Here is a 22,549-nt window from a genome sequence, read left to right on the forward strand (position 1 = left end):
CTATGAAATCGTTTCCAATTATTATACTATGCCAGAGGAAAAAAAGCAATCGCGGGCGTTGTATCCGCCGGGAAAATTTGCTATACTAAGATAAAGGAAGAAATTGCGGGAGGAACGAATATGGTTATCGAATTGCATCACGGCAGCTGGACCGCTCAAATCGACTCCTTGGGCGCGCAGCTTGTTTCCCTGAAAAATGAGCGTGGCTTTGAGTACATCTGGACCGGCGACCCCGCCTACTGGAAAGGTCACGCCCCGGTGCTGTTCCCCATAGTGGGCGCGCTGCGGGAGGGAAAGGCGCAAATCGGCGGCGACTGGTACGAAATGGGGCAGCACGGCTTTGCCCGCCACCGGGAATTTGCCGTGGCGGAGCAGAGCGGCGGCAGCGTTTCCCTGAAGCTTGCGTCCGATTTTGAAACAAAGAAGCTCTATCCCTTTGAGTTTGTCTTCACCGTGACCTATACCCTGACGGACGCCGGCTTTACCACCCGGTTCGCCGTGGAGAATATCGGGGAAAAGGTGCTGCCCTTTGCCGTGGGCGGGCACCCGGGCTTCAATCTCCCTGTGGACGAAGCCGCCGCTTTTGAGGATTACACCATTCGCTTTGCGCAGCCGGAAACCCAGACCTGCCCCGGCATCGTGCTGGGAAAAGGGCTGATTGACCCCGGCACAACAGCGTTCCGGCTGGAGAACGGGCAGGAGATACCCCTGCGGCACGAGCTGTTCTATAAGGACGCGCTGATTTTCGAGAACCTCCGCTCCGACAGGGTGCAGATCGTGAACAAAGCCAGCGGCAAGGGCATTGAAATGGACTTTTCCGGCTTCCCCATGCTGGGGATCTGGTCCGCGCAGAACGACGGTCCCTATGTGTGCCTGGAGCCCTGGACGGGCTGCGCCACCCGCACCGACGAGGGCGACGAATTCGAGAAGAAAAAGGGCATGACCTTCCTCCCCGCCGGAGGAACGGCGGAATTTGCCTTCTCCGTGAAGATTTTGTAGCAGGCGGCACTCCAGAAAAAAGCTCAGGGCAGGACGAACCATTCGGGTTTGTCCTGCCCTTTTTTCACCGTGCGGTCTGTTCCATGGAAAAGGCGATACGCTAAAATTTGTACGACCCCCTCTTTCACAAACAAACCGCTTTGCATGCTTGCTCCCATTCCTTTCGCAGGATCGCGTATAACGTGCAATCATGGAATCCGTCCCGTGTTCTATAATAATGCTGTAAAAGCCCCTCATAGTGCATGCCGATTTTTTCCATCACTTTTCTGGAACCGGGGTTTTCCACCGAACTGAAAGCGGAAATCCGCTCCATATCCGTATTGCGGAACATATAATCAACCACCGCTCCCGCCGCTTCACTGGAATAGCCTTGCCCCCACCAACGGCTGCCGATCTTGTAGCCCAATTCGCCCTTGAGATCAGGCTCTGAGATCACAGTGACGCCGATCGAGCCGATCATTTCACCGTTTTTCAGGTACATCCCCCAGTAATAAGTAGAATCATATTGATAGCTATTCACCCACCGCCGGACCATGTCCTTTGTTTCCTCGATCGTTTTATGTGCGTCCCACCGCAAAAAGCGCGTGACCTTCTCATCGCTTGTCCAATTATGGAACATCATCTCCGCATCGGCAGATTCCAGTCTCCGCAAGGTCAATCGCGGCGTTTCGACCGTTTTTGTTCCCACGTGCTTCAAGCGCATATTCCCCCCTGCAAATCCCAATTTTTCGATGAGGTCATTATACGGCGGCGCCCGCGGAAAAGCAAGCTCTTTTCCGCGGGCGCTATGTCTTTGCTTATGAAGAGCCGCCCCATGTGTGGGGCGGTTCCTGTTTCGTTTTGCGAAATGCGGCGGTCAGCTTACGGTCTCTGCCCCATGCCGCCCTCCAGCGTGATGGTCTCGCCGGTCATGTACTTGAAGTCGGGGGACGCCAGCTGTACGCACACCCTGCCGATCTCCAGCTCGGAATCACCGTAATGACCCATGGGGGGCATTTTCACATTTGCCTTGAAGGCGTCGGGATACGCCAGCTGGAACTGCTCCAGCTGAGCGGTCCATGCCAGGGGGCAGACGATGTTCACGTTGATGCCGTCCTTGCCCCACTCGGTGGCAGCCACACGGGTCAGCCCGCGAATGCCTTCCTTCGCGGCGGCATAGGCGCACTGACCGAAGTTGCCGAACAGACCTGCGCCGGAAGCGAAGTTGATAACGGAGCCGTGGGACTTTGCCAGGTACGGATAACAGGCTTTCATATAGTGGAAGGTGGCATACAGCCCGGAATACACAGCCAGATCAAACTGCTCTACGGTATGGTCCGCCAGCGTCACGCCGGAAGCGGAAGCCTGTGCGTTGTTGATCAGCACGTCGATACCGCCAAAGGTCTCCACCGCCTGCCTGACCACCTCATTGACCACAGCTTCGTTGTCCGCGCCTGCGTTGACGTCTGCCTGCACGGTCAGGACGCGAACGCCGTAAAGGCGTTCCAGCTCTTCCTTCGCGTCTTCCAGCTTTTTCACGTTGCGCCCGGTAATGACCAGGTTCGCGCCCTCCTTGGCATAGGCGGTCGCGATGCCATAGCCGATGGAGCCGCACTTGCCGTCGCTGAGGACAGCGCGCCCCGCGCCTGTGATGATTGCAGTTTTACCAGTTAAAAAGCCCATTTTTCTCTCTCCTTTTTTTATTTGTCTGTCGTGTTTTCCCCGGGAGGTCCCCGGTCAATCGCTATGCTTTAGCATAGCAGATTGTTATTTATTTGTCAAGCAGCTTTGTCTGCCAATTCCCCGGGATCAGCGGATAAAATTCATGAACTGGGGGGCTTCTCTTTCCGGCAGACCGTACTGTTCCTTGGCGAGGGCGATTCCCCGCATGAGGAAGGTCATGTTCCGCGCGAGGGTGCGCATTCCCTGCAGCCCCTCCACGTCCTGCGCCGCCTCTCCGGGCTGGGCGCCGTGAATGCTGTTCCAATACTGCCCGGACGCCACAGGCATGCCCGAAATCGTGAAGAACTTGTTCAGCTCGTCGAAGGTTGCGGAAAGCCCGCCGCGCCGGGCAGCTACAACGCTTGCCCCTACCTTCATGGTCTTGTCAAACGGCGTGCTGTAAAACAGCCGGGTAATAAACGCGACCAGCGTGGCATTGGCAGAGGCATAGTACACCGGGCTGCCGATGACCAGACCGTCGCAGGCTTCCAGCTTCGCCGCCGTTTCATTGACCAGATCGTCAAATACACATTTGCCGGTCTCCTTGCACTTCCGGCAGCCGACACAGCCGCGGATCGCCTTGTTCCCCACATGGACGATCTCTGTCTCCACGCCCTCCTGATGGAAAACTTCCTCCATCTGATGAAGCGCCGTGTAAGTATTCCCGTTTGCCCGGGGGCTGCCGTTGATGATAAGTACCTTCATTGCCGTCATCCTTTCTGGATTGCCACAGAGCATTCCGCAGCACCGTTTTCTGTTGAGATCATTGTGATAAGCGCCGAAGGCGCCCACTGAGATGACCGTTCTGCAATCATTATGCCATAGGAAATGCGGAAATGCAAGTGGATCCCTGTGAAATCTGCCACTCGCAAAAAGAAAAAAGACGTGCTATAATGAGTATAAATCAGTTATTGCGTCTCACCAATCGGACGTTGTCTCCTGACTATCATACGCTGGAGATATCGTTTGCAAAAAAGAAAAAATTTTTTCGGCAAGTGAATGGATCCCCCGATTTCAGTCGTATTGATGACAGAAGCGCAAAAAGCGCGGAATACAAAATCAGGAGGAAGCGAACATGAAAAAATTATTGATCACCGTTTTGGCAGTGGCAATGCTGCTGCCCGTTGGCACGGCAAGCGCCTTTGCCCGTCATCACGGAGGTTACTGTGGGCATCGGACGGCTGCAAACAGCTGCGGCAGATTTGTTGACACCGACAAGGACGGTGTCTGCGACAACTGGGGCACGGGAAACTGCAACCACGGCTTTGGCTTTGTCGATGAAGACGGCGACGGCGTCTGCGACAACTGGGGCACAGGCAATTGCGGGAACGGTTACGGTAACGGCAACGGCTTTGTAGACGAAGACGGCGACGGCGTCTGCGACAACTGGGGCACGGGCAATTGCGGGAACGGTTATGGCAACGGCGGCGGACACCACGGAAACGGTGGAGGTCATCACGGGAATGGCGGCAGAGGACACGGCCATCATCAGTGGTAATATAGCGCCGCAAATATCATACGCAATATTCAGGAAATGAAGCGAGGGCTGGTATGCGCAGCGAGCAGGAGGCCAGCAGGGCGATCGAGCTGTATTCTGATACGGTTCGGCGGATCTGTATGGTACATCTGAAAAATCATGCCGATACCGAGGACATCTTTCAAACCGTCTTTTTGAAATATGTCCTCAGCTCTGCTGTATTTGAAAACGGGGAGCATGAGAAGGCATGGTTTATCCGGGTGACCGTAAACGCCTGCAAGGATCTGCTGAAAAGCTTTTTCCGCAGCCGGACTGTCCCTTTGGACGAGCTGCTGGACGAACCAGCCGATTTGTCCGCAGAGCACCGGGAGGTCTGGAGCGCGGTGCTGGCTCTGCCGGAAAAATATCGGGATATCGTATTTCTTCACTACTACGAGGGGTACACCGCCCCGGAAATCGGAAAAATTCTGGGGAAGAATGTAAACACGGTGTACACCCTGCTGACACGCTCCAAAAAGCTCTTACAGGAAAGCCTGGGAGGTGAAGTTGATGGATAACAGGCTAAAGGCTGCTTTCGGCGCGGTCCATGCCGAAGCTGCGTTAAAAGAACGCACGGCAAGCTTCCTGGCGCAGAAAACCGGGGATTTTCAGAAGAAGAAGCGCTCCGGCGTTCCCCGGCTGGTCCCCATTCTCGCCTGCTGCGTGCTGGTCCTGCTTGTTTCACTGGGCGCGGGCTGGGCATATTTCACCCCGGTATCGGCAATTTCCATCGACATCAATCCGTCCCTGGAGCTGAGCATCAACCGCTTTGACCGGGTGCTGTCTGTCACAGGGAAAAACCCGGACGGCGAAGCCCTGGCGGAGCATTTGAAGCTCACCTTCCTCTCCTATGAGGACGCCCTCCACCAGATTCTGGACGACAGCAGTATCCAAAAGCTTCTGCGGCAGGACGACCCCATGTCCATCGTGGTGGTCTGCCCCAACCAACAGCACAGCGACGAAATGCTCGCCACTGTAAAAAGCTGTGTCGGCACGCACCACGGCGCCGCCGGGCACCACAACGTACACTGCCATGCCGGAAACAGCGAGGAGGCTGCCGCCGCGCAGGAAGCCGGACTGCCTTTGGGAAAATACCGGGTCTTTCTGGAGCTGCAGGCTCTCGACCCCTCTCTGACCCCGGAGGACGTGCAGGGCAAGACCATGCGGGAGCTCCGGGATATGCTTGCCGCACTGTCCGGGGAAAGCAGCCAGCCAGCCGATCCCTCTCTTCCCGAAGATAATGCCGCCCTGACAAGCAGCGCCGCTCCTTCCCAGCCAGGGACCGGGACCACGCCGACAAGCAGTTGTGAACCAGAGCATAATGGAAGCGGGAACGGCATGGGAAACGGACAGGGAAATGGACAGGGACAAGGAAATGGACAAGGCAGAGGGCATGGACGCGGCATGCACCATGGCGGGAACCATAGTTCCTGACAAATAAAAGCAGAACAGTCAGCGTATCGGGGGAGCCCGGTACGCTTTTCTTTTTCATTTTCAAAAAGCAACGAAAATCTGCCTTTTGCTTTTTTGCAACTTGTGATATACTAGATATCAGACATTAGGCGATGGATTCTGGAAAAGGCATGAAAGCGGCAGGGCTGCCTGCGGTCGCCATACAGAACCATGCCCAGGATAAATTTTGGACACATATGCCGGGGATTTCAGGCTGTACGCCAATTCCCGTAGACATTTATTTTCCAGGAAGGAGGTTCGGCACCATGGCAAAGCGGCGGGTCAAAAGGGAAATCTTACAGCGCACCGACCATCGGCTGGATCTGAGCGTGGCGGGCAGGAACCTCTTTGTCTCCCGGGATAAGCAGGCGCAGAGCCGGGCGGCCCGGCGCATTCAGGTGTGGATGCGGGTCGTACTGACACTGGTGATCCTTGCCGTCTCCACGGTGGGGGTCGTTCTTGCCGTATCCTATGTGGGACCGTGGATCCGCTCGGAGATGACGGTGTCCGGCACTTCTGGTGTGGAATCCGGCCTTTCCTCCGCGCCCTCCGAATCGCTGCCGGAATATGACAGCATGGGCCTGCCCGTTTACAGCGAGGAGGTCTGCCTGTTTGTGGTCAATGAGGACCACCCGGTGGACCGCGGCTTTTCCCCGGAGCTCACCGAGGTAAACGGCGTGCAGGTGGATTCCCGTATCGCCGGCGCACTGCGGCTTCTGGTCACCGCTGCCAAGGAAGAAGGGCTTGCCCTGACTTTTACGGAGGGCTACGTTACCTTTGAGGAACAGGAAAAACGTTTCCAGGCGGCAGCGGACAAGCTGGTCAAGGAGCAGGGGCTGACCACCGTTATGGCGAAATCGGAAGCCAGATCCCAGGAGCCCCTGCCAGGAGAAAGTGATTTTCAAAGCGGAATGTGCGTCCGGCTGGACGGCGACCCCAAAACCTTTGAAAGCTCCCGCACCTATTCCTGGCTCAAGGCAAACATGGGGAAATACGGCTTTATTTTCCGATACCCAGCCTATAAGGAGGATTCCACCGGGCTGGACGCCGATCCCACCGTGATCCGCTATGTCGGCAGTGAATACGCCTCCGCCATGCAGCAGCGTTCCCTGTGCCTGGAGGAATATATCAATTATCTGGAAAGCCAGTGACACTCTCCGCGCGACAGGCAGAACGCCGCAGGGCGCAAAGCGCTTTTGTCCCCGTGGTCTCAGATGGAGCCAGGCGTTTCTGCCTGCTCCATTTTTCATGCGATTTTCCTGAAAAAACAGGTTTTCCACCCTTCATTTTTTTCTGGACATTTTCCTGCGGAAATGGTACAATGTGTCGGATAGCGCAGAACGCGCGCGAAAAAGGATTCCCCGGTGCGGTCCATTCCGCCTGCTTTTCTGAATTTTCGGGCGATTGGGGAAACCGAAAAAACAAACTGGAGGAATGTACATGAAACTGACGTACAACACCAAGGACAGACCGAAGTTCGGGCAGCTCATCGTCTTTGCAATCCAGCAGCTGCTGGCGATCATGGCGGCTACCATCGCTGTTCCTGCCATTGTCGGCAACGGCATGCAGCAGACCGCCGCCATGTTCGGCGCAGGCGTGGGCACACTGGTCTATGTGCTGTTCACCAAGGCAAAGAGCCCCGTATTTTTAGGCTCCAGCTTTGCCTTTATCGGCTCTATGAGCGCCGCCTTTGCCGGCGCGGTATCCGTACAGGCAGGCTATATGGGGCTGATCATCGGCGCTGTGTTTGCCGGTCTGGTGTATGTGGTCATCGCCCTCATCGTAAAGCTTGCAGGCGTGGGCTGGATCGACAAGCTGATGCCCAAGCAGGTCATCGGTCCTACGGTCGCCATCATCGGTCTGGGGCTTGCCGGAAGCGCCATCTCCAATCTGAATGCCGGCGGCTATCTGGTAGAGTCTGTCAGTCAGGTGATCCAGGACGGCGCGATCGTGGAGCAAACTTCCATGGTTTCTTCCGCCTATCCCCTGCTGGCTGTGTTCTGCGGTCTGTTCGGGCTGGTCGTCACCATGCTGTGCTCTGTATACGGCAACAAGAACCTGAAGCTGATCCCCTTCATCATCGGCATTGTGGCAGGCTATGCCATGTGCGCCCTGTTCACGGTCATCGGCATCGCAACGGGCAATGACGGGCTGAAGCTCATCGACTTCTCTCATTTCTCCGGTATCGGCGTTTTCACGCTGCCCAAATTCACTTTCCTGGAAGCCATGAAGGGCGTTTCTGAAATCGACGGCGCTTACATCGGCAGCGTGGCGCTGGCATATATGCCGGTGGCGTTCGTGGTCTTTGCCGAGCACATCGCCGACCACAAAAACATTTCCTCCATCATTGAAACAGACCTGCTGAAAGAGCCGGGTCTGCACCGCACCCTGCTGGGCGACGGCATCGGCTCCATGGCGGGCGCCATCTTCGGCGGCTGCCCCAACACCACCTATGGCGAGTCTGTCGCCTGTGTGGCGATCTCCGGCAATGCTTCCGTGGCGACTATCATCGCTACCGCCATTCTCGCCATTCTCATCTCGTTCGTCTCTCCCTTTGTCGCCTTTGTGGAGTCCATTCCCTCCTGCGTTATGGGCGGCGTGTGCATGGCGCTGTACGGCTTCATTGCCGTGTCCGGCTTGAAGATGGTGCAGAAGGTCGATCTGGAGGATAACCGCAACCTGTTCACCGTGTCTGCCATTCTCATTGCCGGTATCGGCGGTCTGGTGCTGGATTTCGGCAAAATCCAGATCACCTCTGTCGCCACCGCCCTGATCCTTGGCATCCTCGTCAACCTGCTCCTCCACGCCGGGGACAAGAAAAAGAACGCCTAAAAAATCCAGATATCAAAGAGACGGGAGGTTTCTCCCGTCTTTTTTTATTTTCTCCCTTGTCACATTTCCCTGCTCAGCTCCGTTTACAGGGTGAACTGCTTACAACACGAAAGGAGGCTCAATGATGAACGCAATCGACCGGGAACGCAGCGAAGCTGCTGTCCGGGAGCACGGCGCGGCAGTGTACCGTCTGGCGTTTTCCCAGCTGCAAAATATTGCGGATACGGAAGACGTGTTCCAGGAGGTGTTTCTGCGATATGTGGAAAAAGCGCCGGTCTTTCAGGGACGGGAGCACGAAAAAGCATGGCTGCTGCGGGTCACGCTGAATTGCTGCAGGGACCTGTTCCGCTCCCCCTTCCGCAGGCGCCGCACCGCGCTGGAGGAAGCGGAAAACCTGCCCGCATGGGACGCTGAGGAAACGCACCTGCGGGAGCAGCTGCAAAAGCTGCCGAAAAAGGACCGGGCAGTGCTGCACCTCTTTTACTGGGAGGATATGACGACCGAGCAAATGGCGCTGGCGCTGGGCTGTCAGCCCGCGGCGGCGCGGCAGCGGTTGAAACGAGCCAGAGCAAGGCTGAAAAAACTGCTGGAAGAGGAGGAAAACGACTATGTTGGAGAACACATATAAAACCATGAACGAAAAGCTTTTTCCCAGCCCCCTTTTGATTTCCGAAACCCTGCGGCGCATGGAAACGGGCAGAAAGGGAAACCCGACCAAAAAGTGGAAGCGCTTCGTAACGGCAGCTTTTGCGGCGGCACTGGTGCTGACCCTGTCGGTCACGGCGCTGGCTTCCGCATTTCCCGGCTTTCGGGAGCTGCTGTTTGGAAAACAGTCCCCTGTGGCGGAAAGCCTGAACCCTGTCGCCGCCGTCAGCGAAGAGGACGGGCTCCGATTAGAGGTGCTGGGCGCAATGGGAAATGAAAAAGGCTTTACCGCCTACTTTACCCTGCGGGACACTGCCGGGCAGGGGCGGGTCACGGCAAGCAGCGTTGTAAGCCCCCGCGCACAGCTGAACGGGGAGTACCCGCCGGACGACCTGCTGAACAATATGTACGGCGGCATGGTGCGCAAAGCGGAAGCCGTTGGCTTTGATTCGGAAACCGATACCGCGCTTTACCGTTTTACCATGCTGACCGGCGACCCTGACGACACGGCGTGGTTCCAGGGCGCCCGAAGCGGCGGTGCCTACAATGCGGAAAACGCCAGGGTAAAGCTCTCCGTTGACCGTATCGTCAATTCCCAGCCCGACGTGGACAGGAAAAAGCTCGACCTTTCCCTGTTTGAACTTTCCGATGAAACCACCCCGGTCGCAAAATTTTATCAAAGCTATGTCTCCCCCGAAGCGCTGGAAGGCATTTCCCCCAAAGAAAGCGGGTTCCTTACCCCGGAGGAATATTCTGCGGCAAGAGAAAAGGAAAAGGAGCTGCTGGGCGAGCTGGACGTGGGAGCAGCGGAGGAAGCCCTGCGGTACCAGTACGATGAAAACGGGACCCTGTCCGTGCTGACCCCCGGGGAGCCTGTCTCCATCGGTGGCGGCGCGGCGATCACCAAGGTCGGCTTTCTGGGCGGCAGGCTCCATATCCAGCTGCGGCACTCCGGCAGTTCCACAGCGGACACCGCACTTTACTGTACCGACAAAGGCGCGGGCATTTCTGAAATTCAGGAAAAGAACCGCTATATTTCGGCTTCCGTCGATGGCAGTGAAGCAGCTCTTTACAAGCAGCCCACGATTGCCTTCAGTTATTTTGACCTGAGCGGCAGCGGAGAGGTGCAGTGGGGAAAAACCGGCGGCGAGCGCTATCAGGAATATGTGTTTGATATTTCTCCCGGCGAGCTGGACGATTACGATTTCTATTTCTCCGCCTATCGGCATAAAACACACCGCGCCCAGCTTACCGCCACCTTTGACCTGACAGACAGCCTGCCCGCCGGAGGAACGGATTTCGGCACGATCGAGTGCGGCGGCATCTCTATTGACAAAATGAGCGTCACGCCTATCGGGGTCGTTCTTTCCGGCAAAAAAGGAGAGCTGCGCGGTCTGAAATCGATCCGGCTCTGGAGCAATGACGCTTCTTATCCCCTTTGCCTCATCGGCGACGACAACGATATCAGGCTCCCCAGCTCCGATGAAGACGAGCTTACCCTCAAGCTTACCTCAACAGGCGCGCCAATCCCTGTGGAAGCGATCACAGCGGTGGAAATCAACGGAATAAAAACAGAGCTTACAAAATAGCGAAAGCCAGCAGCAAAAGCCCGGGGAAAATTCCCCGGGCTTTTGCCTGTGCTTTTTCTACTGTCTGATCGGTCAGCTCAACGGGATCTCCTCGCCGTTTATACGGACGGCAGTAACGGCTTCCGGCTCTACCGGCACACCGTCGCTGATGAATTTCATGGTGAAGCTCATGTCTTCCCGCTCATAGTTATTGTTGTAGCTGATACTGTAGGGATAGCTTTCCCCGCCGCAGACCAGCTCCAGCGTTTTGATTTTCTTCATGTCACTGTTCCACCCGCTGGCGTACACGCCCAGCGCCGTGATATCCAACGTGTCGATGGCAATATCGCCCGCCTGCAGGCCGTGATAGGAAGCGGTGCTTTTTGCCAGCTCGCCGACAGTGGAAAATTCCTCCGTGCGCAGGTCTATTGTCATTCCCTTATTTTCTCTAAATTCCACGAGGCAATCGTACTGCGCCAGTTCTTCCGCCGAACCGATCTCAAAAATCGCTTCCGTATAATAAGTTTCTCCCGCATCGATCATGGCGTATGCGTTCCAGATGACCTGCCCCTCCTCATCGATCGTGAAGTGGTTGCCATAGCCCGAGCTGAAACGATCAAGCTTTTCCATCAGCTCCGGGTCTACCCAGCGCCCGATCTGGTGCTTCTCCAGCTCCTTTTCCAGCGCCTGTCCCTCGCCCAGCGGCGCAAGCCTGACGTCTGCAAAGCACACTGTTCCGTTAAGGTCGCCCTTGCTCCAAGCCTGATCTCTGGTCTGGATATGGAGCTTGCCGTCCAGAAGGCCCACCGCGGTCACGGCAGCGCTGCCGTCCTCGGTTTCCAGCAGCGGTTCTCCGGGCTTCAATACCACAGGTCTGCCGTTCTCGTCAAAGTTTCCACGGAAATCATTGAAAAGGCCGGTGGCTTCTCCGTCCGGTGCCGGGGAAAGCAGACCGTCCTTTTTCATATACTGTTCCCCCTGGTCATTCAGCGCCGTGAACCAAGTTTGATAGTACGCCACAGGCATGGTCTCCCCGGTCAAGGGAACCCCGGAAAGCTCCAGCGTGGTAAAGTCACTCCGGGTTTGGTACCAGATGCGGTCCAACCACAGCTGAACCGAAGCCCCTGTGGCGTCATACTCCCCGCCGGCAGCCCCCGTGACATCGTGCTTCTCGCCGGTGGTCATTTCATAACGGCAGAAAGCCGTCTGGGTCTCCGGGTCATAATCCAGCACGGAGGCATAGTCGTTCTTTCCGTTGTCCTGCGTCTTCTCCCACGCTTCTTCCGGGTATTCCCCATTGAGCTTGGCAAAGACACTCAGGTACATATCCGAGCCCAATCGGTTCTCACCCTCCGTATCCTGCAGCGTAAAATAGACGATCACGTTGCTCTTATCGCTCATGGCGCCCAGCACCTCCAGGCGGAGCCCGTCCTTCTCACTGACCGTTGTAACAGGGGTCAGGCTTTCGCCCACCGGGGAATTCTCCCCAAACAGCAGCTCCCGGAAGCCGGGGAACGCTGCCAGCGCCGTCATAGACACCGCCAGGACCAGCACACACGCCAGCACCGCGGCGGCAAGGCGCTTCGTGCCGCGGGCACGGGGCGCGGCAGTCCTTTTCCGTTCTTCCTCCGCCATACGCTCCGCGGTCTGCGTCCGCAGGGCGGCACAGGGCGTTACCTGGGCCATCAATTCTTTATAGTCACGTTCCAACATGATCGTTCTCTCCTTTCAGCCGTTTCCGCAGCAGCTCCCGTCCTCTGGAAAGCCGGGATTTCACCGTGCCGGGACGCAGCGCCAGCATAGCGCTGATTTCGTCCACGGTCATATCCTCCCAGTAAAACAGGTGCAGCACCGCGCTGTATTTTAAGGGCAGCTTCTTCAATTCTTCCGTCAAATAGTGGTTCTCCGGCATATCCGCCTGAATGCTTTCCTCCAGCGGGACGCTGTGCCGCCGCCAGGGGGAAGCCCACAGCTTTTTGCAGCAATTCAGCGTCACCCGCAGGAACCATGCTTTTTCGTGCTCCGGGCTTTCAAAGGTCGGAGCCTTGCGCACATATCGGAGAAATACCTCCTGGTACACATCGTCGGCGTCGCTGCGGTTCCTCAGCTGGGCAAAGGCAAGCTTATATACCATATCCGAATGCCTGCTGATGACCTGCTCCGCCCGTTCCAACGGCTCGTTCATAGGAGTTCTCCCCTTTCCTCTGTTTTAGAAGATCGTGAAAACCGGTTTTCGCTTCTGCCCTGAATACCCTGTATCTTCCCAAAAGGTTGCGCCCGGAAAAAATTTTTGAAACCCGCCGAAAAGAAAAAGAGACGCCCCGTGGACGTCCCTCCTGTTTCTTTCCGATTTACCGCCTTCTCGGCCAGAAATACAGCCCGTACCCCAGCAGGCACAGGGAAATGAGAATGGCGCTGGCGGCAGCTCCCAGCGCGATGGCAGTGCGGTCCAGCGGACCTGCCACCATGCTGATCAGGATCGCGACAGCGTCCGCCCCGATCAGCAGACGATACAGCCTTTTTTCTACGTCCGTCATGAAAAACCCCCGATGTTAGTTGTTAGTCATTAGTTGTTAGTTGTTAGAAAGGACGGGACAAAAGAGCACACTCTTTTTCAGTATCCAGTATTTAACACTTATTATACTCAATTTCCAGCGCGTTTGCAAGTGCCGCCAGCTGTTCCAGGGTAAGCTGCTCGGCACGGGCATTTTTCGGCGCCCCTGCGGCAAGCAGCGCCTGTTCCGCCTGCCCTTTGGTGTACTGCCCGGCGGCGGCAATGGAATTGGCAGCGGTTTTCCGGCGCTGGGAAAAAGCGGAACGGACTACTTTGAAAAACTGCTCCTTGTTTCCCACCTCTACCGGCGGCGTCCTGCGCAGTGTCAGCCGAATGACGGCGGAATCCACATTGGGCGGGGGCAAAAAGCTGCCTCTGCTGACGGGAAAAAGGATTTCCGGCCGGCTGTGGTACCACACGGAAGCGCTGACCGCCCCGCACTCCCGGCTGCCGGGCTGGGCGCAGATACGCTTCGCCGCCTCTTTCTGCACCATCACGGTGATCTTCTGTAAAGGCAAATCACTTTCCAGCAGGCGCATGAGCACCGGGGAGGTGATGTAATAGGGCAGGTTGGCACAGACGCAAATTTCCCCGCCGCCGAATTTTTCTTCGATGAGCCGCGCCAGGTCCAGCTTCAGCACATCGCCCTCCACCAGCTCCACGTTGGAGCAGCCCGACAAAGTTTCCTCCAGTACTGGGAACAGGCGGCGGTCCAGCTCCACCGCCACCACCTTTTTCGCCACCTGGGACAGCTCCCAGGTCAGCACGCCCATGCCGGGACCGATCTCCACCACGCCGGCGCAGTCCTCTGCCCCGCATTCCGCCGCCATTCTGGGGCAGACGCCGGGGTTTACCAGAAAATTCTGCCCCATGGCTTTGGAAAACTGGAACCCGTGGCGGGACAGCACCTCTTTGATATAGGAAATATCCGAAAGCCTGCTCATGACCGCTCCTTTTCTCCGTCTGTTTTTTCCTGCCGCGCGTCGTACAACACACGCACCCCGTCATCGTATATTTTTGGGAAATGGGCGGCGATCCACCCTTCGTCCACCTCATAGGTGGAGCGCTCGAAATCGCTGACCAGCACATAATCCACCCCGTATTCCCGGAACAGCCCCGGGTTCTCCGCCGGGTGCTCGTACATCAGCCCGGCGGCATGCTCCCACTTGCCAAAGGGCAGCCCGTGGAAGTAGAGATAGGAGGACGAGCCGCAGACGATGTTCCGCCCGGCAAGGGTGCATATCTCGTTATTGTGCCGGGTATCCGTCAAGATCAGCGAATCGGGGGCGGTGTTTTCCTCCACGAACCTGCTGAGGGCGATCGCCCCGTCTCCATAAATTTCATACCGGGCGTTCCATTCCCTGCCGACGGTCAGCACCGCGGAGCAGGAGCAGACCGCCACCGTCAGCCCCACAAGAACACATTTTACGCCTTTGAGCCGGATAAAGTCCAAGAGCCGGAAGAAGCACTCCGCTCCGGCGCAGCACAAAAAGAGATACGCCACATAGAGCAGCTTGTTGTTGTCGTAATTGTTGGGCTGGAAGACCACAAGCTCCGCCAGCAGCCAGAGGAACAGCGCCGGCGCGTATTTCATAAAGCGACCGCTCCTGGCGGTCAGGACGCCCCCAAGCGCCAGCACCCCCGCCAGCCCCAGGTTTTTCAAATAGAACCAAAGGTATTCGTCCTCTCCGATGACCCAGCCGAAATGCCCCCGGATAAACCCGCCGGTGCCCGCCTGACGGAAGGTCCAGAAGCAGAGCTGGGGAAGCGCCAGCACACAGGCGGCAAGAAGCAGCACGCCCCAGGTGGTCAAAAGGGCTTTGCCCTCCCCTGCCCGCACCGCTTTCCAGAGCAGCCACCCCAGGAAAAGCAGGAAAATCCCTGCCAGAATGCAGGCTGCCCACAACAGCCCGGCGGATCCTATCTGCCCGGAGCCCTTGGCATAGTGCTGCAAAACGCAGAACACCAGCAGCGTGAAAACCAGCAGGCATTTCCCCACCCGGGCAGCCTGACGTTCCCAGTCCGCCTGCCGGAGCAGGGAAGCGAGCAGCCAAACGCCGCAGCACAGCGCCAGCGCCACGAAGGAGTGGGTATGGATCATGGGCAGCAGCCCAGCCAAAATTCCAACGGTGAGAAAATACTTTTTTTCCTGCTCAAATACCGCCCGGTACAGGAGATAGAGGGTGGGAAACAGCACCGCCCAGCCGAACAGCGTCGCCCGCTGGGGCAGCATCATGTCCACGAGCACATTGACCCAGCGGATATTGCCCTCCACGTAGTTGGTGGGGGTCTGGTAAAAATCTGTAAAAATGCGAAAAAAGTCTTCCCTGCTGCCCAGAAAATACAGGAAACCGAAGCCGCCGTTCAGGAAGAAAAAAATCCATGCCAGCGCCGCTTTTTTCGCCGACCCTAACAGCCGGGACATGAACAGATAGCCCCCAAACAGCACCTGCGCCCCGGCGACCGCCATGGGCAGGAAATAGGACCATTTCAGCGCAATGTCCCAGCAGCCGGTCAACCCCTCTGCCAGATAGTAAAGGAGATAGAGGGAGGAGGAAATGCTGTCGCTCAAAAAGGGATAGGACAGCCGGAAGCCCGGCAGCAGCGGGTAACCGGGCGGGAACGCGCCCTGCCTGGCAATGCTGGTGATAAAGCTCAGGTGCATGCTCATGTCGCCGTAGGTCGCCTGGCTGGAAAATATCCTGCCGTTTTCCAAGCGGAAGGAGCGCCACACCAGCGCCCAAAACAGCAGCAGCACCGCAGCGGCTGCCCACAGGAATTTCCTGCGCCGAAAGGCGGAAAAGCCCAGGGGTACGCGCTCTCCTTTTTTGAAAGCCACAAGGCAGAGGACGCAGAGCAGCACCGCCGCCCCCAGCCCGCAAAGATTGGACGCCGCCGTGAACCCCAAAAAGAAAGAAAAGGGAACAGGGCACCATTGCAGCAGCACGCTGCCCAGCACACTGCCCAGCAGCAGCCGCACGCCGCCGCTTTCTCCCGGAAGCAGCCGCCGCGCCATCAGCACGCCGCAAAGCTGGAACGCAAAAAAGAAAAGAGAAGAAAGCAGGAAAAAGAAAATCAACCAGTACGCTTCCGTCAAGATCGTTTCCTCCCCTTTCTTCCTCATGCGTTTTCTCCGCCGCAGGATTCCCGGCGGAGAGGGTCGCTCTACGCCCATTATACCCGTCCTGCCGAATAAAGTAAAGCCGCTTTGTGGGAAATGCGCCGAAACGCCTTGCTCCGCCCAGGCATTTTTGAAAATTTGCGCTTCCGGGGAAATTGTTGTATAATAACCGCAAAGCGGCTATTATACAAATTTTAGTTTAGCACGCAAGAAATGAGCAATGAGAAATGAGAAATGAGTAACGCGCAATTATCGTAGAACTCTCGTTCCTCTATCTCGTAAAATCGAAATAACGGAGGAGAAAAAAGTTCTATTCACTCCCGATGGGAAAACCGCAGGCTATCTGCCCTTTATCAGGGGGAAGGTGGGGGACGAAGTCCCCCACCGAAGAAAGAAAAAATCGCACACGGCAGCATAATCGAAAAGGCAGGGATCTAAATGTGCGAAAGCAGAAGCTATGGAAAATGGTTTCTCCGGCAACCGCTAAACTACAATTTGTCGCCCGGTTTGTGCTGTGAATAATGGGCGATGGACACACGATATCAACGCACCTTTGGTGCCTACGGTAATGACCGCAAAACAAATTACATATGGGGGCTGTTCTATGGAAAAGCTGAAGCGGCGCGACAAAATAAATTATTATCTGGACCTGGCGGAAACCGTTGCCCTGCGGGGCACCTGCCTGCGCAGGCTGTACGGAGCCGTGATCGTAAAAAATGACGAGGTAGTCTCCACCGGCTATGTGGGCGCGCCCAGAGGGCGGGAAAACTGCTCCGATCTGGGCTACTGCCTGCGGACGAAAATGGGCATTCCCAGAGGGGAGCGGTACGAGCTGTGCCGCAGCGTCCACGCGGAGGCAAACGCCATTATTTCCGCTTCCCGCCGGGACATGATCGGCGCCACCCTGTATCTGGTGGGCAGGAACGTGGACGATGGCGAGTATGTCAAGGACGCCACCTGCTGCTCCATGTGCAAGCGCATGGTGATAAACGCCGGCATTGAGAAGGTCATCGTCCGGGACGATGGGGAGCATTACCGCACCATCTACGTTGCCGATTGGGTCCGGGACGACGAATCCCTGCAAGGGGTGCTGGGCTATTGAGCGCCCCAAAAAGCAGCCGCTATGGCGCGCTGGACACCCTGCGGGGGCTGTGCCTTCTCAGCATGATCGGCTTTCACGGGGTGTATGATCTGGTAAATATCATCGGCGTGCCCGTCCCGTGGCTGGACGATATGCCGGGCTATCTTTGGCAGCAGAGCATTTGCTGGACGTTTATCGCCCTTTCCGGCTTCTGCTGGAGCTTTTCCCACCACCCTCTGCGGCACGGGCTGGTCCTGGTGGGCTGCGGGGCTGCCATCACACTGATCACCTACTTTTTCATGCCCTCGGAGCTGATCCAGTACGGTGTGCTGACGCTGCTGGGGCTGTCGGCGCTGCTGCTCACGGGGCTGAAACGGCTCTTTGACCGGCTGCACTGGAGCATTCCCGCCCCGGCAGGCTTGGGCGTTTCCCTGCTCCTGCTTTTCCTGACGCGGAATTTGTCCCGTGGCTCTCTGCCCTTTGACCGGCCAATCGTGCTGCCGGATTTCCTCTCTGACACGAATTTAGCAGCTTTGCTGGGATTTCCCTCCCCCACCTTTTTCTCCGCCGACTACTTCCCGCTGCTCCCATGGTTTTTCCTTTACGCCGCCGGATACTTCCTCTGGAAGCTCCTTTCCCCGCGTGAAAAGGCAATGGAGCGCTTACGCCCCGGCATTGCGCCCCTGTCCTTTCTGGGGCGGCACAGCCTGCTCATCTATCTTCTGCACCAGCCCGTGCTGCTGGGAACCTTTTTCCTTTTGTCCTATCTGAAATAAAACAAAACGGATACAGGCTTTTTTACAGCCGTATCCGTTTTTTCAATTTCATGTGTTCTGGAAAAATACCGCGCCTGTCAAATGGAGATCCACCAGCATACGCCGAATTTATCTATCACCGTTGCGCAGTATTCGCTCCATGGAAGCGAGTGAATGGGGTGCAGAACTGCGCCGCCGTCGCTCAGGGCACGAAACGCCTGATCGACCGCTTCCCTGCTTCCCATTTCAAAGACGTTGAAGGTCATCGTCTCCCACTTCAATTTGTGGACAAGGCTTACGTCGCAGGGGTTCTCCGCTTCAGCCAATGCCAGAAAGCCTTCGCCGTTTACGGATAATTCGCAATGCTCATACGCGGTTTTATCGCGGTTCTTTATTTCAAATGTGATCTCCGCGCCGAAAGCCCGGCAATACAACGCCGCCGCTTCCAGACTGTTTTTCACATAGACCTGCGTATAATTTTTCATGCGTTTTCCCCCGCATCATACAAGAGCGCTTTTCTCTTACTTCGCCTCAAAGTAAGCCTTGAACGCCTTGTACGCCATATAAACGTCCAGCTTGGAGACCACCTCGAAGGGCGCGTGCATGGAAAGCACCGGCACGCCGATGTCGATGACGTCCGCGTTCAGGCGGGAGATATCCAGCGCCACGGTTCCGCCGCCGCCCTGGTCGACCTTGCCCAGCTCGCCGATCTGCCATACCACGTCGGCATCGTCCAAAATCCGGCGCACCCAGCCCACAAACTCGGCGGAGGCGTCGTTGCTGCCGCCCTTGCCCCGGGAGCCGGTATACTTGGCAACGCCCACGCCACGGTTCAGATAGCAGGAATTGCCCACTTCATAGGCATAGGCATAGGTGGGGTCGTATGCCGCGGTCACATCGGCAGACAGGCAGTTGGAAGCAGACCACACATGGCGGGGCTCCAAGCCCTCGGCAGCTGCCAGATCAGCCACAAAATAGTTGAGATATTCGGAGCAGAGACCCGTGTTGCCCACGCTGCCGATCTCCTCCTTGTCCGCCAGACAGGTGATCACGGTACGCTCAGGGGTCTTACAGTTCAAGATCGCTTCCAAAGCGGGATAGGCGCACACCCGGTCGTCATGACCGTAAGCGCCGACCATGCTGCGGTCGAAGCCGATATCGGCAGCACGGAAAGCGGGAACAAAGGAAATCTCCGCGGAGATGAGGTCGCTTTCCACCACGCCGTACTGCTCGTTCAGAATCTTCATCACATTCAGCTTAAAGAGCTGCTCGCCTTCGGCATCCTCCAAAGGCAGGCTGCCCACCAGGATATTCAGGTCCTCGCCGGTGAAGGCTTCGCCCAGCTTCTTGCCCATCTGGTCCCTGCCCAAATGGGGCAGGATATCGGTGATGGTGAACTGGGGGTCACTAGGCTTATCGCCTACGTTTACGGTGATCTCCGTCCCGTCCTTGCGCACGATCTTGCCGTGCATGGACAGGGGGATCGCCGTCCACTGGTAATGCTTGATCCCGCCGTAATAGTGGGTCTTCAGCAGAGCCAGCTCATTTGCCTCATACAGCGGAATGGGCTTCAAATCAATGCGGGGGTTGTCGATATGCGCCGCCGCAATGCGGACGCCCTCCCTGCAGCCTTTTTTGCCGATCACCGCCAGACACATTGCCTTGCCGCGGTTGTTGTAGTATACCTTGTCCCCCGCCTTATACTTGTGAGAGGGGTCAAAGGGCACGAACCCGGCGGCTTCCGCAGCCTTGACAGCGTAGTCTACCGACTCCCGCTCAGTCTTCGCCTCGTCCAGGAACGCCTTATAGCCCTCGGCAAACTTGTCCGCCTTCTTCATCTCAGCGGCGCCGGCTTTTTTCACGCCGTGGGTACGGTCGTTCAAAAGCTGCTTAGAGAGCTCTTTCGCGTCGATCTTTTCCACTTTCTTTGCCATAGGAATCTTCCTTTCTTTATTTCAGATAAATTCCAGGTAAGCCCGGGATTTATGGGCTCCTGAATTTTCCAGGTCCAAGGGTAACTTTACTCTCCTTTTTGCAAAAAGTCAACCGCTTTCCTGCATGGAGAAGGGATTTCACAGTCAATACAGCGCTTCGTACCGCTCCATGGCCTTCTTTACCTTTTTCACATAGGAATCCGTTTCCGGGTAGGGAATGGTGTGAAGGTTCTCCCCGTCGTGGGAATATTTGCTTTCTGCAAGCCACGCCTCCACGTTGCCCATTCCGGCGTTGTAGGCGCACAGGGCAACGTCCAGGCTGCCAAATTCATTGAGCAGCAGCCGCAGCAGCGCGCAGCCGCAATGGATATTGTCCGAGGGGTCCAGCACGTTTTCGCCGCCGTTTTCCGGAGGATAGAGCGAGGCGATCCACTGGAAGGTGGCAGGGGTCAGCTGCATCAGTCCTTCCGCCCCGGCGTGGGACTTTGCTTCCGCGTGGAACCGGCTTTCCGTCCGCATGACGGCGTAGATCAGGCTGCTGTCCAGGGAAAATTCCCGCGCTTCCCGCTGCACCAGCTCCTCATAGGGGCGGGGGTACAGCAGCCGCCAGCCCGTTTCCACAAGAGAGGGTCCGGCGAAAACACCCAATACGGTCACGATCAGCACAATGGCGGCAAGCACGATGCGTCCTTTTTTCATAGCGCAGTATCTCCGTTTTCTATCTGCAATTCCCCGATGACAGGGGCAAGGGCGGCGGACAGGTCGCACCCTGCGGGGTTCTCTATCACCCAATCCGCCCGCCCGGCGAAAAATTCTTCGCTGTGCTGGGCGGAAAGCCTCTGCCTTGCCTGCTCCTCAGAAATACCGTCCCGGGCGCAAATGCGGGCGATCCTCTCCTCCGACCGGGCGGTAAGCACCAAAATCCTGGCGCAGGCATCGTCCAGACCCGCTTCAAACAGCGTAGGGGCGTCCAGCGCCACCACCCGCTTTCCGGCGGAAAAAGCAGCTGCGATCTCTCTGCGCACCGCGGACAGGATTTTCGGGAAGGTGATCTCTTCCAGCCTTCTTTTGCTCTCCGGCGTGGCAAACGCCCTCTGCGCCAAAGCGCGGCGGTCAAGCCCGGCTGCCGTCACGATATCTTTTCCAAAAGCCTGCTGCAGCTCATAAAGACAGCCGCTGTCGTAAACCGCTTCGCTGCGGGTGAGGGCGTCGCAGTCTATCACCGCCCAGCCGGCTTCCCGCAGCACCGCTGCCGCTGTGGATTTTCCCGCGCCGCTGGGTCCTGTCAGCCCCACCACAAAATGGCGCCAAGGGTTCACTACGGAAAAGCCAGCCGCGCGGATCATGCGGTTGTACACCGCCAGCCCCACCCCCCGCTTGGAGGGCATATGGGCATAGACCTGCTTTGCGTCCCGTTCGTCCAGCCGGAGCAGCGTGGAAAACAGCAAATGCGCCTGCTTTTCGCCGTCGTACCGGCTGCCCACGCTGAAACAGGGCAGCTTCAGCAGGGGAATGTCCTCGTCAAAGCACAGGGCATAGCAGCCATTTGGCTCCGCTTCTCCCCCGTGGCAATCGTTCTGCTGGTTTACATAACTCGAATACTCCTCCGGGGAAGCGTCCACCAGCGTGACCTGCGCCCGGGGGGCATAGTGCTTGTATTTCATGCCGGGAGAAGCAGCCTGCGCCCCCTCCTGCAAACGGTCCAGCACCGCGGGGTCCACGTCCACCGCGCCCAGCACGCTTTCCAGCTGGGAAAGGGTCACACCGCCCGGGCGCAGCAGTCTGGGGCGTTCCCCCGCCAGCGTGATAACAGTGGATTCCACCCCCACGCTGCAATCGCCGCCATCGACCAGAGCCGCTACCCGCCCCATCATATCCTCGCACAGATGGGAAAATGTGGTCGGGCTGGGTCTGCCGGAGCGGTTCGCGGAGGGGGCTGCCAGCGGCACGCCTGCCGCCCGAATGACCGCCTGCGCCACCGGGTGGGAGGGGAACCGCACCCCCACGGTGGAAAGCCCGCCGCTGGTCTCCACGGGGACCAGATCGGACTTTTCCAGAATGATGGTCAGCGGTCCGGGCCAGAAGCGCTCCGCCAGCCGCAAAGCCTGCTTGGGGATCTTCCGCACCAGCGGTGCCCATTGGGAAAGCTCCGCGATATGGACGATCAGCGGGTTATCCGCCGGTCTGCCCTTGGCGGCAAAAATTTTTTTCACTGCTTCGGGGTCCGTGGCGGCGGCGGCAAGCCCGTAAACAGTTTCCGTTGGGATACCCACCACATCGCCGCGGCGCAAAAGCTCCCCCGCTGTTTTGATATCATTTGTATGCTGTCCGCTTAGAAGTAATGTATTCATAGTAGTTCTCCGATACTGCGCGCCGGCTAGAGGACTTGGA

General features: G+C 57.3%; 22 protein-coding genes. 10 read left to right on the forward strand and 12 right to left on the reverse strand.

Annotated features, from left to right (window positions below; all coding sequences use genetic code 11):
• Window positions 1–120: 120 nt before the first annotated feature.
• Entirely contained in the window at window positions 121–999 is an 879-nt protein-coding gene (locus tag AB8996_RS07845; protein ID WP_369298423.1) for an aldose 1-epimerase family protein, read from the forward strand.
• A 124-nt stretch (window positions 1,000–1,123) separates the two neighbouring features.
• Here AB8996_RS07845 and AB8996_RS07850 read toward each other — a convergent pair whose 3' ends face one another.
• The 3 genes from AB8996_RS07850 to AB8996_RS07860 form a co-directional block, all read right to left on the reverse strand.
• Window positions 1,124–1,687, reverse strand: a complete 564-nt coding sequence (locus AB8996_RS07850) for a GNAT family N-acetyltransferase (protein WP_369298451.1) — start codon at window positions 1,685–1,687, stop codon at window positions 1,124–1,126.
• Between the two features lie 173 nt (window positions 1,688–1,860).
• Complete coding sequence (locus tag AB8996_RS07855; RefSeq protein ID WP_369298424.1) at window positions 1,861–2,661, reverse strand: SDR family NAD(P)-dependent oxidoreductase; 801 nt, start codon at window positions 2,659–2,661, stop codon at window positions 1,861–1,863.
• Window positions 2,662–2,787: 126 nt separating this feature from the next.
• Window positions 2,788–3,405, reverse strand: coding sequence for a flavodoxin family protein (locus AB8996_RS07860; protein ID WP_369298425.1), 618 nt, complete (start codon window positions 3,403–3,405; stop codon window positions 2,788–2,790).
• A 370-nt stretch (window positions 3,406–3,775) separates the two neighbouring features.
• On the opposite strand from AB8996_RS07860, the gene AB8996_RS07865 reads away from it, so the two are divergent.
• The 7 genes from AB8996_RS07865 to AB8996_RS07895 all read left to right on the forward strand — a co-directional run bounded on the left by AB8996_RS07865 (window position 3,776) and on the right by AB8996_RS07895 (window position 10,734).
• Entirely contained in the window at window positions 3,776–4,198 is a 423-nt protein-coding gene (locus AB8996_RS07865; RefSeq protein WP_369298426.1) for a hypothetical protein, read from the forward strand.
• A 53-nt stretch (window positions 4,199–4,251) separates the two neighbouring features.
• Window positions 4,252–4,734, forward strand: a complete 483-nt coding sequence (locus tag AB8996_RS07870; protein WP_369298427.1) for an RNA polymerase sigma factor — start codon at window positions 4,252–4,254, stop codon at window positions 4,732–4,734.
• A complete protein-coding gene (locus AB8996_RS07875) occupies window positions 4,727–5,650 on the forward strand; it encodes a hypothetical protein (RefSeq protein ID WP_369298428.1) in 924 nt (307 codons plus the stop codon). Before AB8996_RS07870 ends, AB8996_RS07875 begins: the two co-directional genes overlap by 8 nt.
• A 284-nt stretch (window positions 5,651–5,934) precedes the next feature.
• Complete coding sequence (locus AB8996_RS07880) at window positions 5,935–6,819, forward strand: M15 family metallopeptidase (RefSeq protein ID WP_369298429.1); 885 nt, start codon at window positions 5,935–5,937, stop codon at window positions 6,817–6,819.
• Between the two features lie 289 nt (window positions 6,820–7,108).
• Window positions 7,109–8,500, forward strand: a complete 1,392-nt coding sequence (locus tag AB8996_RS07885) for a uracil-xanthine permease family protein (protein ID WP_369298430.1) — start codon at window positions 7,109–7,111, stop codon at window positions 8,498–8,500.
• Window positions 8,501–8,624: 124 nt separating this feature from the next.
• Window positions 8,625–9,128, forward strand: coding sequence for an RNA polymerase sigma factor (locus AB8996_RS07890; RefSeq protein WP_369298431.1), 504 nt, complete (start codon window positions 8,625–8,627; stop codon window positions 9,126–9,128).
• Window positions 9,109–10,734, forward strand: coding sequence for a hypothetical protein (locus tag AB8996_RS07895; protein WP_369298432.1), 1,626 nt, complete (start codon window positions 9,109–9,111; stop codon window positions 10,732–10,734). The genes AB8996_RS07890 and AB8996_RS07895 overlap by 20 nt, the downstream gene beginning before the upstream one ends.
• A 72-nt stretch (window positions 10,735–10,806) precedes the next feature.
• On the opposite strand, the gene AB8996_RS07900 is transcribed toward AB8996_RS07895, so the two are convergent.
• The 5 genes from AB8996_RS07900 to AB8996_RS07920 all read right to left on the reverse strand — a co-directional run bounded on the left by AB8996_RS07900 (window position 10,807) and on the right by AB8996_RS07920 (window position 16,391).
• The gene (locus AB8996_RS07900) at window positions 10,807–12,426 is read right to left on the reverse strand and encodes a hypothetical protein (protein WP_369298433.1); all 1,620 of its coding nucleotides are present in this window, start codon (window positions 12,424–12,426) and stop codon (window positions 10,807–10,809) included.
• The gene (locus AB8996_RS07905; RefSeq protein WP_369298434.1) at window positions 12,413–12,898 is read right to left on the reverse strand and encodes an RNA polymerase sigma factor; all 486 of its coding nucleotides are present in this window, start codon (window positions 12,896–12,898) and stop codon (window positions 12,413–12,415) included. Before AB8996_RS07905 ends, AB8996_RS07900 begins: the two co-directional genes overlap by 14 nt.
• A 166-nt stretch (window positions 12,899–13,064) precedes the next feature.
• Complete coding sequence (locus tag AB8996_RS07910; protein WP_369298435.1) at window positions 13,065–13,250, reverse strand: hypothetical protein; 186 nt, start codon at window positions 13,248–13,250, stop codon at window positions 13,065–13,067.
• 91 nt (window positions 13,251–13,341) lie between these two features.
• Entirely contained in the window at window positions 13,342–14,211 is an 870-nt protein-coding gene (rsmA, locus tag AB8996_RS07915; protein WP_369298436.1) for a 16S rRNA (adenine(1518)-N(6)/adenine(1519)-N(6))-dimethyltransferase RsmA, read from the reverse strand.
• Complete coding sequence (locus tag AB8996_RS07920) at window positions 14,208–16,391, reverse strand: hypothetical protein (protein WP_369298437.1); 2,184 nt, start codon at window positions 16,389–16,391, stop codon at window positions 14,208–14,210. Before AB8996_RS07920 ends, rsmA begins: the two co-directional genes overlap by 4 nt.
• Window positions 16,392–17,001: 610 nt before the next feature.
• On the opposite strand from AB8996_RS07920, the gene AB8996_RS07925 reads away from it, so the two are divergent.
• Both AB8996_RS07925 and AB8996_RS07930 read left to right on the forward strand, forming a co-directional pair.
• Window positions 17,002–17,490 (forward strand): cytidine/deoxycytidylate deaminase family protein, encoded by a 489-nt coding sequence (locus tag AB8996_RS07925; RefSeq protein WP_369298452.1) that lies wholly within the window; start codon window positions 17,002–17,004, stop codon window positions 17,488–17,490.
• Window positions 17,487–18,245, forward strand: a complete 759-nt coding sequence (locus AB8996_RS07930; RefSeq protein ID WP_369298438.1) for a heparan-alpha-glucosaminide N-acetyltransferase — start codon at window positions 17,487–17,489, stop codon at window positions 18,243–18,245. The genes AB8996_RS07925 and AB8996_RS07930 overlap by 4 nt, the downstream gene beginning before the upstream one ends.
• A gap of 77 nt (window positions 18,246–18,322) precedes the next feature.
• Here AB8996_RS07930 and AB8996_RS07935 read toward each other — a convergent pair whose 3' ends face one another.
• From AB8996_RS07935 to AB8996_RS07950, 4 genes are all read right to left on the reverse strand, one after another.
• On the reverse strand, window positions 18,323–18,709 hold the full coding sequence (locus AB8996_RS07935; RefSeq protein ID WP_369298439.1) for a VOC family protein: 387 nt from the start codon (window positions 18,707–18,709) through the stop codon (window positions 18,323–18,325).
• A gap of 36 nt (window positions 18,710–18,745) precedes the next feature.
• A complete protein-coding gene (locus AB8996_RS07940) occupies window positions 18,746–20,158 on the reverse strand; it encodes an aminopeptidase (RefSeq protein ID WP_369298440.1) in 1,413 nt (470 codons plus the stop codon).
• 144 nt (window positions 20,159–20,302) lie between these two features.
• Window positions 20,303–20,857, reverse strand: coding sequence for a lytic transglycosylase domain-containing protein (locus AB8996_RS07945; RefSeq protein WP_369298441.1), 555 nt, complete (start codon window positions 20,855–20,857; stop codon window positions 20,303–20,305).
• Window positions 20,854–22,509, reverse strand: a complete 1,656-nt coding sequence (locus AB8996_RS07950) for an L-threonylcarbamoyladenylate synthase (protein ID WP_369298442.1) — start codon at window positions 22,507–22,509, stop codon at window positions 20,854–20,856. The genes AB8996_RS07945 and AB8996_RS07950 overlap by 4 nt, the downstream gene beginning before the upstream one ends.
• Between the last annotated feature and the right edge of the window lie 40 nt (window positions 22,510–22,549).

The sequence above is a fragment of the uncultured Neglectibacter sp. genome (assembly GCA_937958185.1).
In the GTDB taxonomy this organism is placed as follows: domain Bacteria; phylum Bacillota; class Clostridia; order Oscillospirales; family Acutalibacteraceae; genus Acutalibacter.

Coding starts and splice junctions, on each gene's coding strand:
- AB8996_RS07920 (WP_369298437.1), bottom strand. CDS start 16,391: ATGAGGAAGAAAGGGGAGGAAACGATCTTGACGGAAGCGTACTGGTTG.
- AB8996_RS07845 (WP_369298423.1), top strand. CDS start 121: ATGGTTATCGAATTGCATCACGGCAGCTGGACCGCTCAAATCGACTCC.
- AB8996_RS07940 (WP_369298440.1), bottom strand. CDS start 20,158: ATGGCAAAGAAAGTGGAAAAGATCGACGCGAAAGAGCTCTCTAAGCAG.
- AB8996_RS07910 (WP_369298435.1), bottom strand. CDS start 13,250: ATGACGGACGTAGAAAAAAGGCTGTATCGTCTGCTGATCGGGGCGGAC.
- rsmA (WP_369298436.1), bottom strand. CDS start 14,211: ATGAGCAGGCTTTCGGATATTTCCTATATCAAAGAGGTGCTGTCCCGC.
- AB8996_RS07885 (WP_369298430.1), top strand. CDS start 7,109: ATGAAACTGACGTACAACACCAAGGACAGACCGAAGTTCGGGCAGCTC.
- AB8996_RS07895 (WP_369298432.1), top strand. CDS start 9,109: ATGTTGGAGAACACATATAAAACCATGAACGAAAAGCTTTTTCCCAGC.
- AB8996_RS07945 (WP_369298441.1), bottom strand. CDS start 20,857: ATGAAAAAAGGACGCATCGTGCTTGCCGCCATTGTGCTGATCGTGACC.
- AB8996_RS07855 (WP_369298424.1), bottom strand. CDS start 2,661: ATGGGCTTTTTAACTGGTAAAACTGCAATCATCACAGGCGCGGGGCGC.
- AB8996_RS07875 (WP_369298428.1), top strand. CDS start 4,727: ATGGATAACAGGCTAAAGGCTGCTTTCGGCGCGGTCCATGCCGAAGCT.
- AB8996_RS07880 (WP_369298429.1), top strand. CDS start 5,935: ATGGCAAAGCGGCGGGTCAAAAGGGAAATCTTACAGCGCACCGACCAT.
- AB8996_RS07905 (WP_369298434.1), bottom strand. CDS start 12,898: ATGAACGAGCCGTTGGAACGGGCGGAGCAGGTCATCAGCAGGCATTCG.
- AB8996_RS07865 (WP_369298426.1), top strand. CDS start 3,776: ATGAAAAAATTATTGATCACCGTTTTGGCAGTGGCAATGCTGCTGCCC.
- AB8996_RS07870 (WP_369298427.1), top strand. CDS start 4,252: ATGCGCAGCGAGCAGGAGGCCAGCAGGGCGATCGAGCTGTATTCTGAT.
- AB8996_RS07900 (WP_369298433.1), bottom strand. CDS start 12,426: ATGTTGGAACGTGACTATAAAGAATTGATGGCCCAGGTAACGCCCTGT.
- AB8996_RS07890 (WP_369298431.1), top strand. CDS start 8,625: ATGAACGCAATCGACCGGGAACGCAGCGAAGCTGCTGTCCGGGAGCAC.
- AB8996_RS07935 (WP_369298439.1), bottom strand. CDS start 18,709: ATGAAAAATTATACGCAGGTCTATGTGAAAAACAGTCTGGAAGCGGCG.
- AB8996_RS07860 (WP_369298425.1), bottom strand. CDS start 3,405: ATGAAGGTACTTATCATCAACGGCAGCCCCCGGGCAAACGGGAATACT.
- AB8996_RS07950 (WP_369298442.1), bottom strand. CDS start 22,509: ATGAATACATTACTTCTAAGCGGACAGCATACAAATGATATCAAAACA.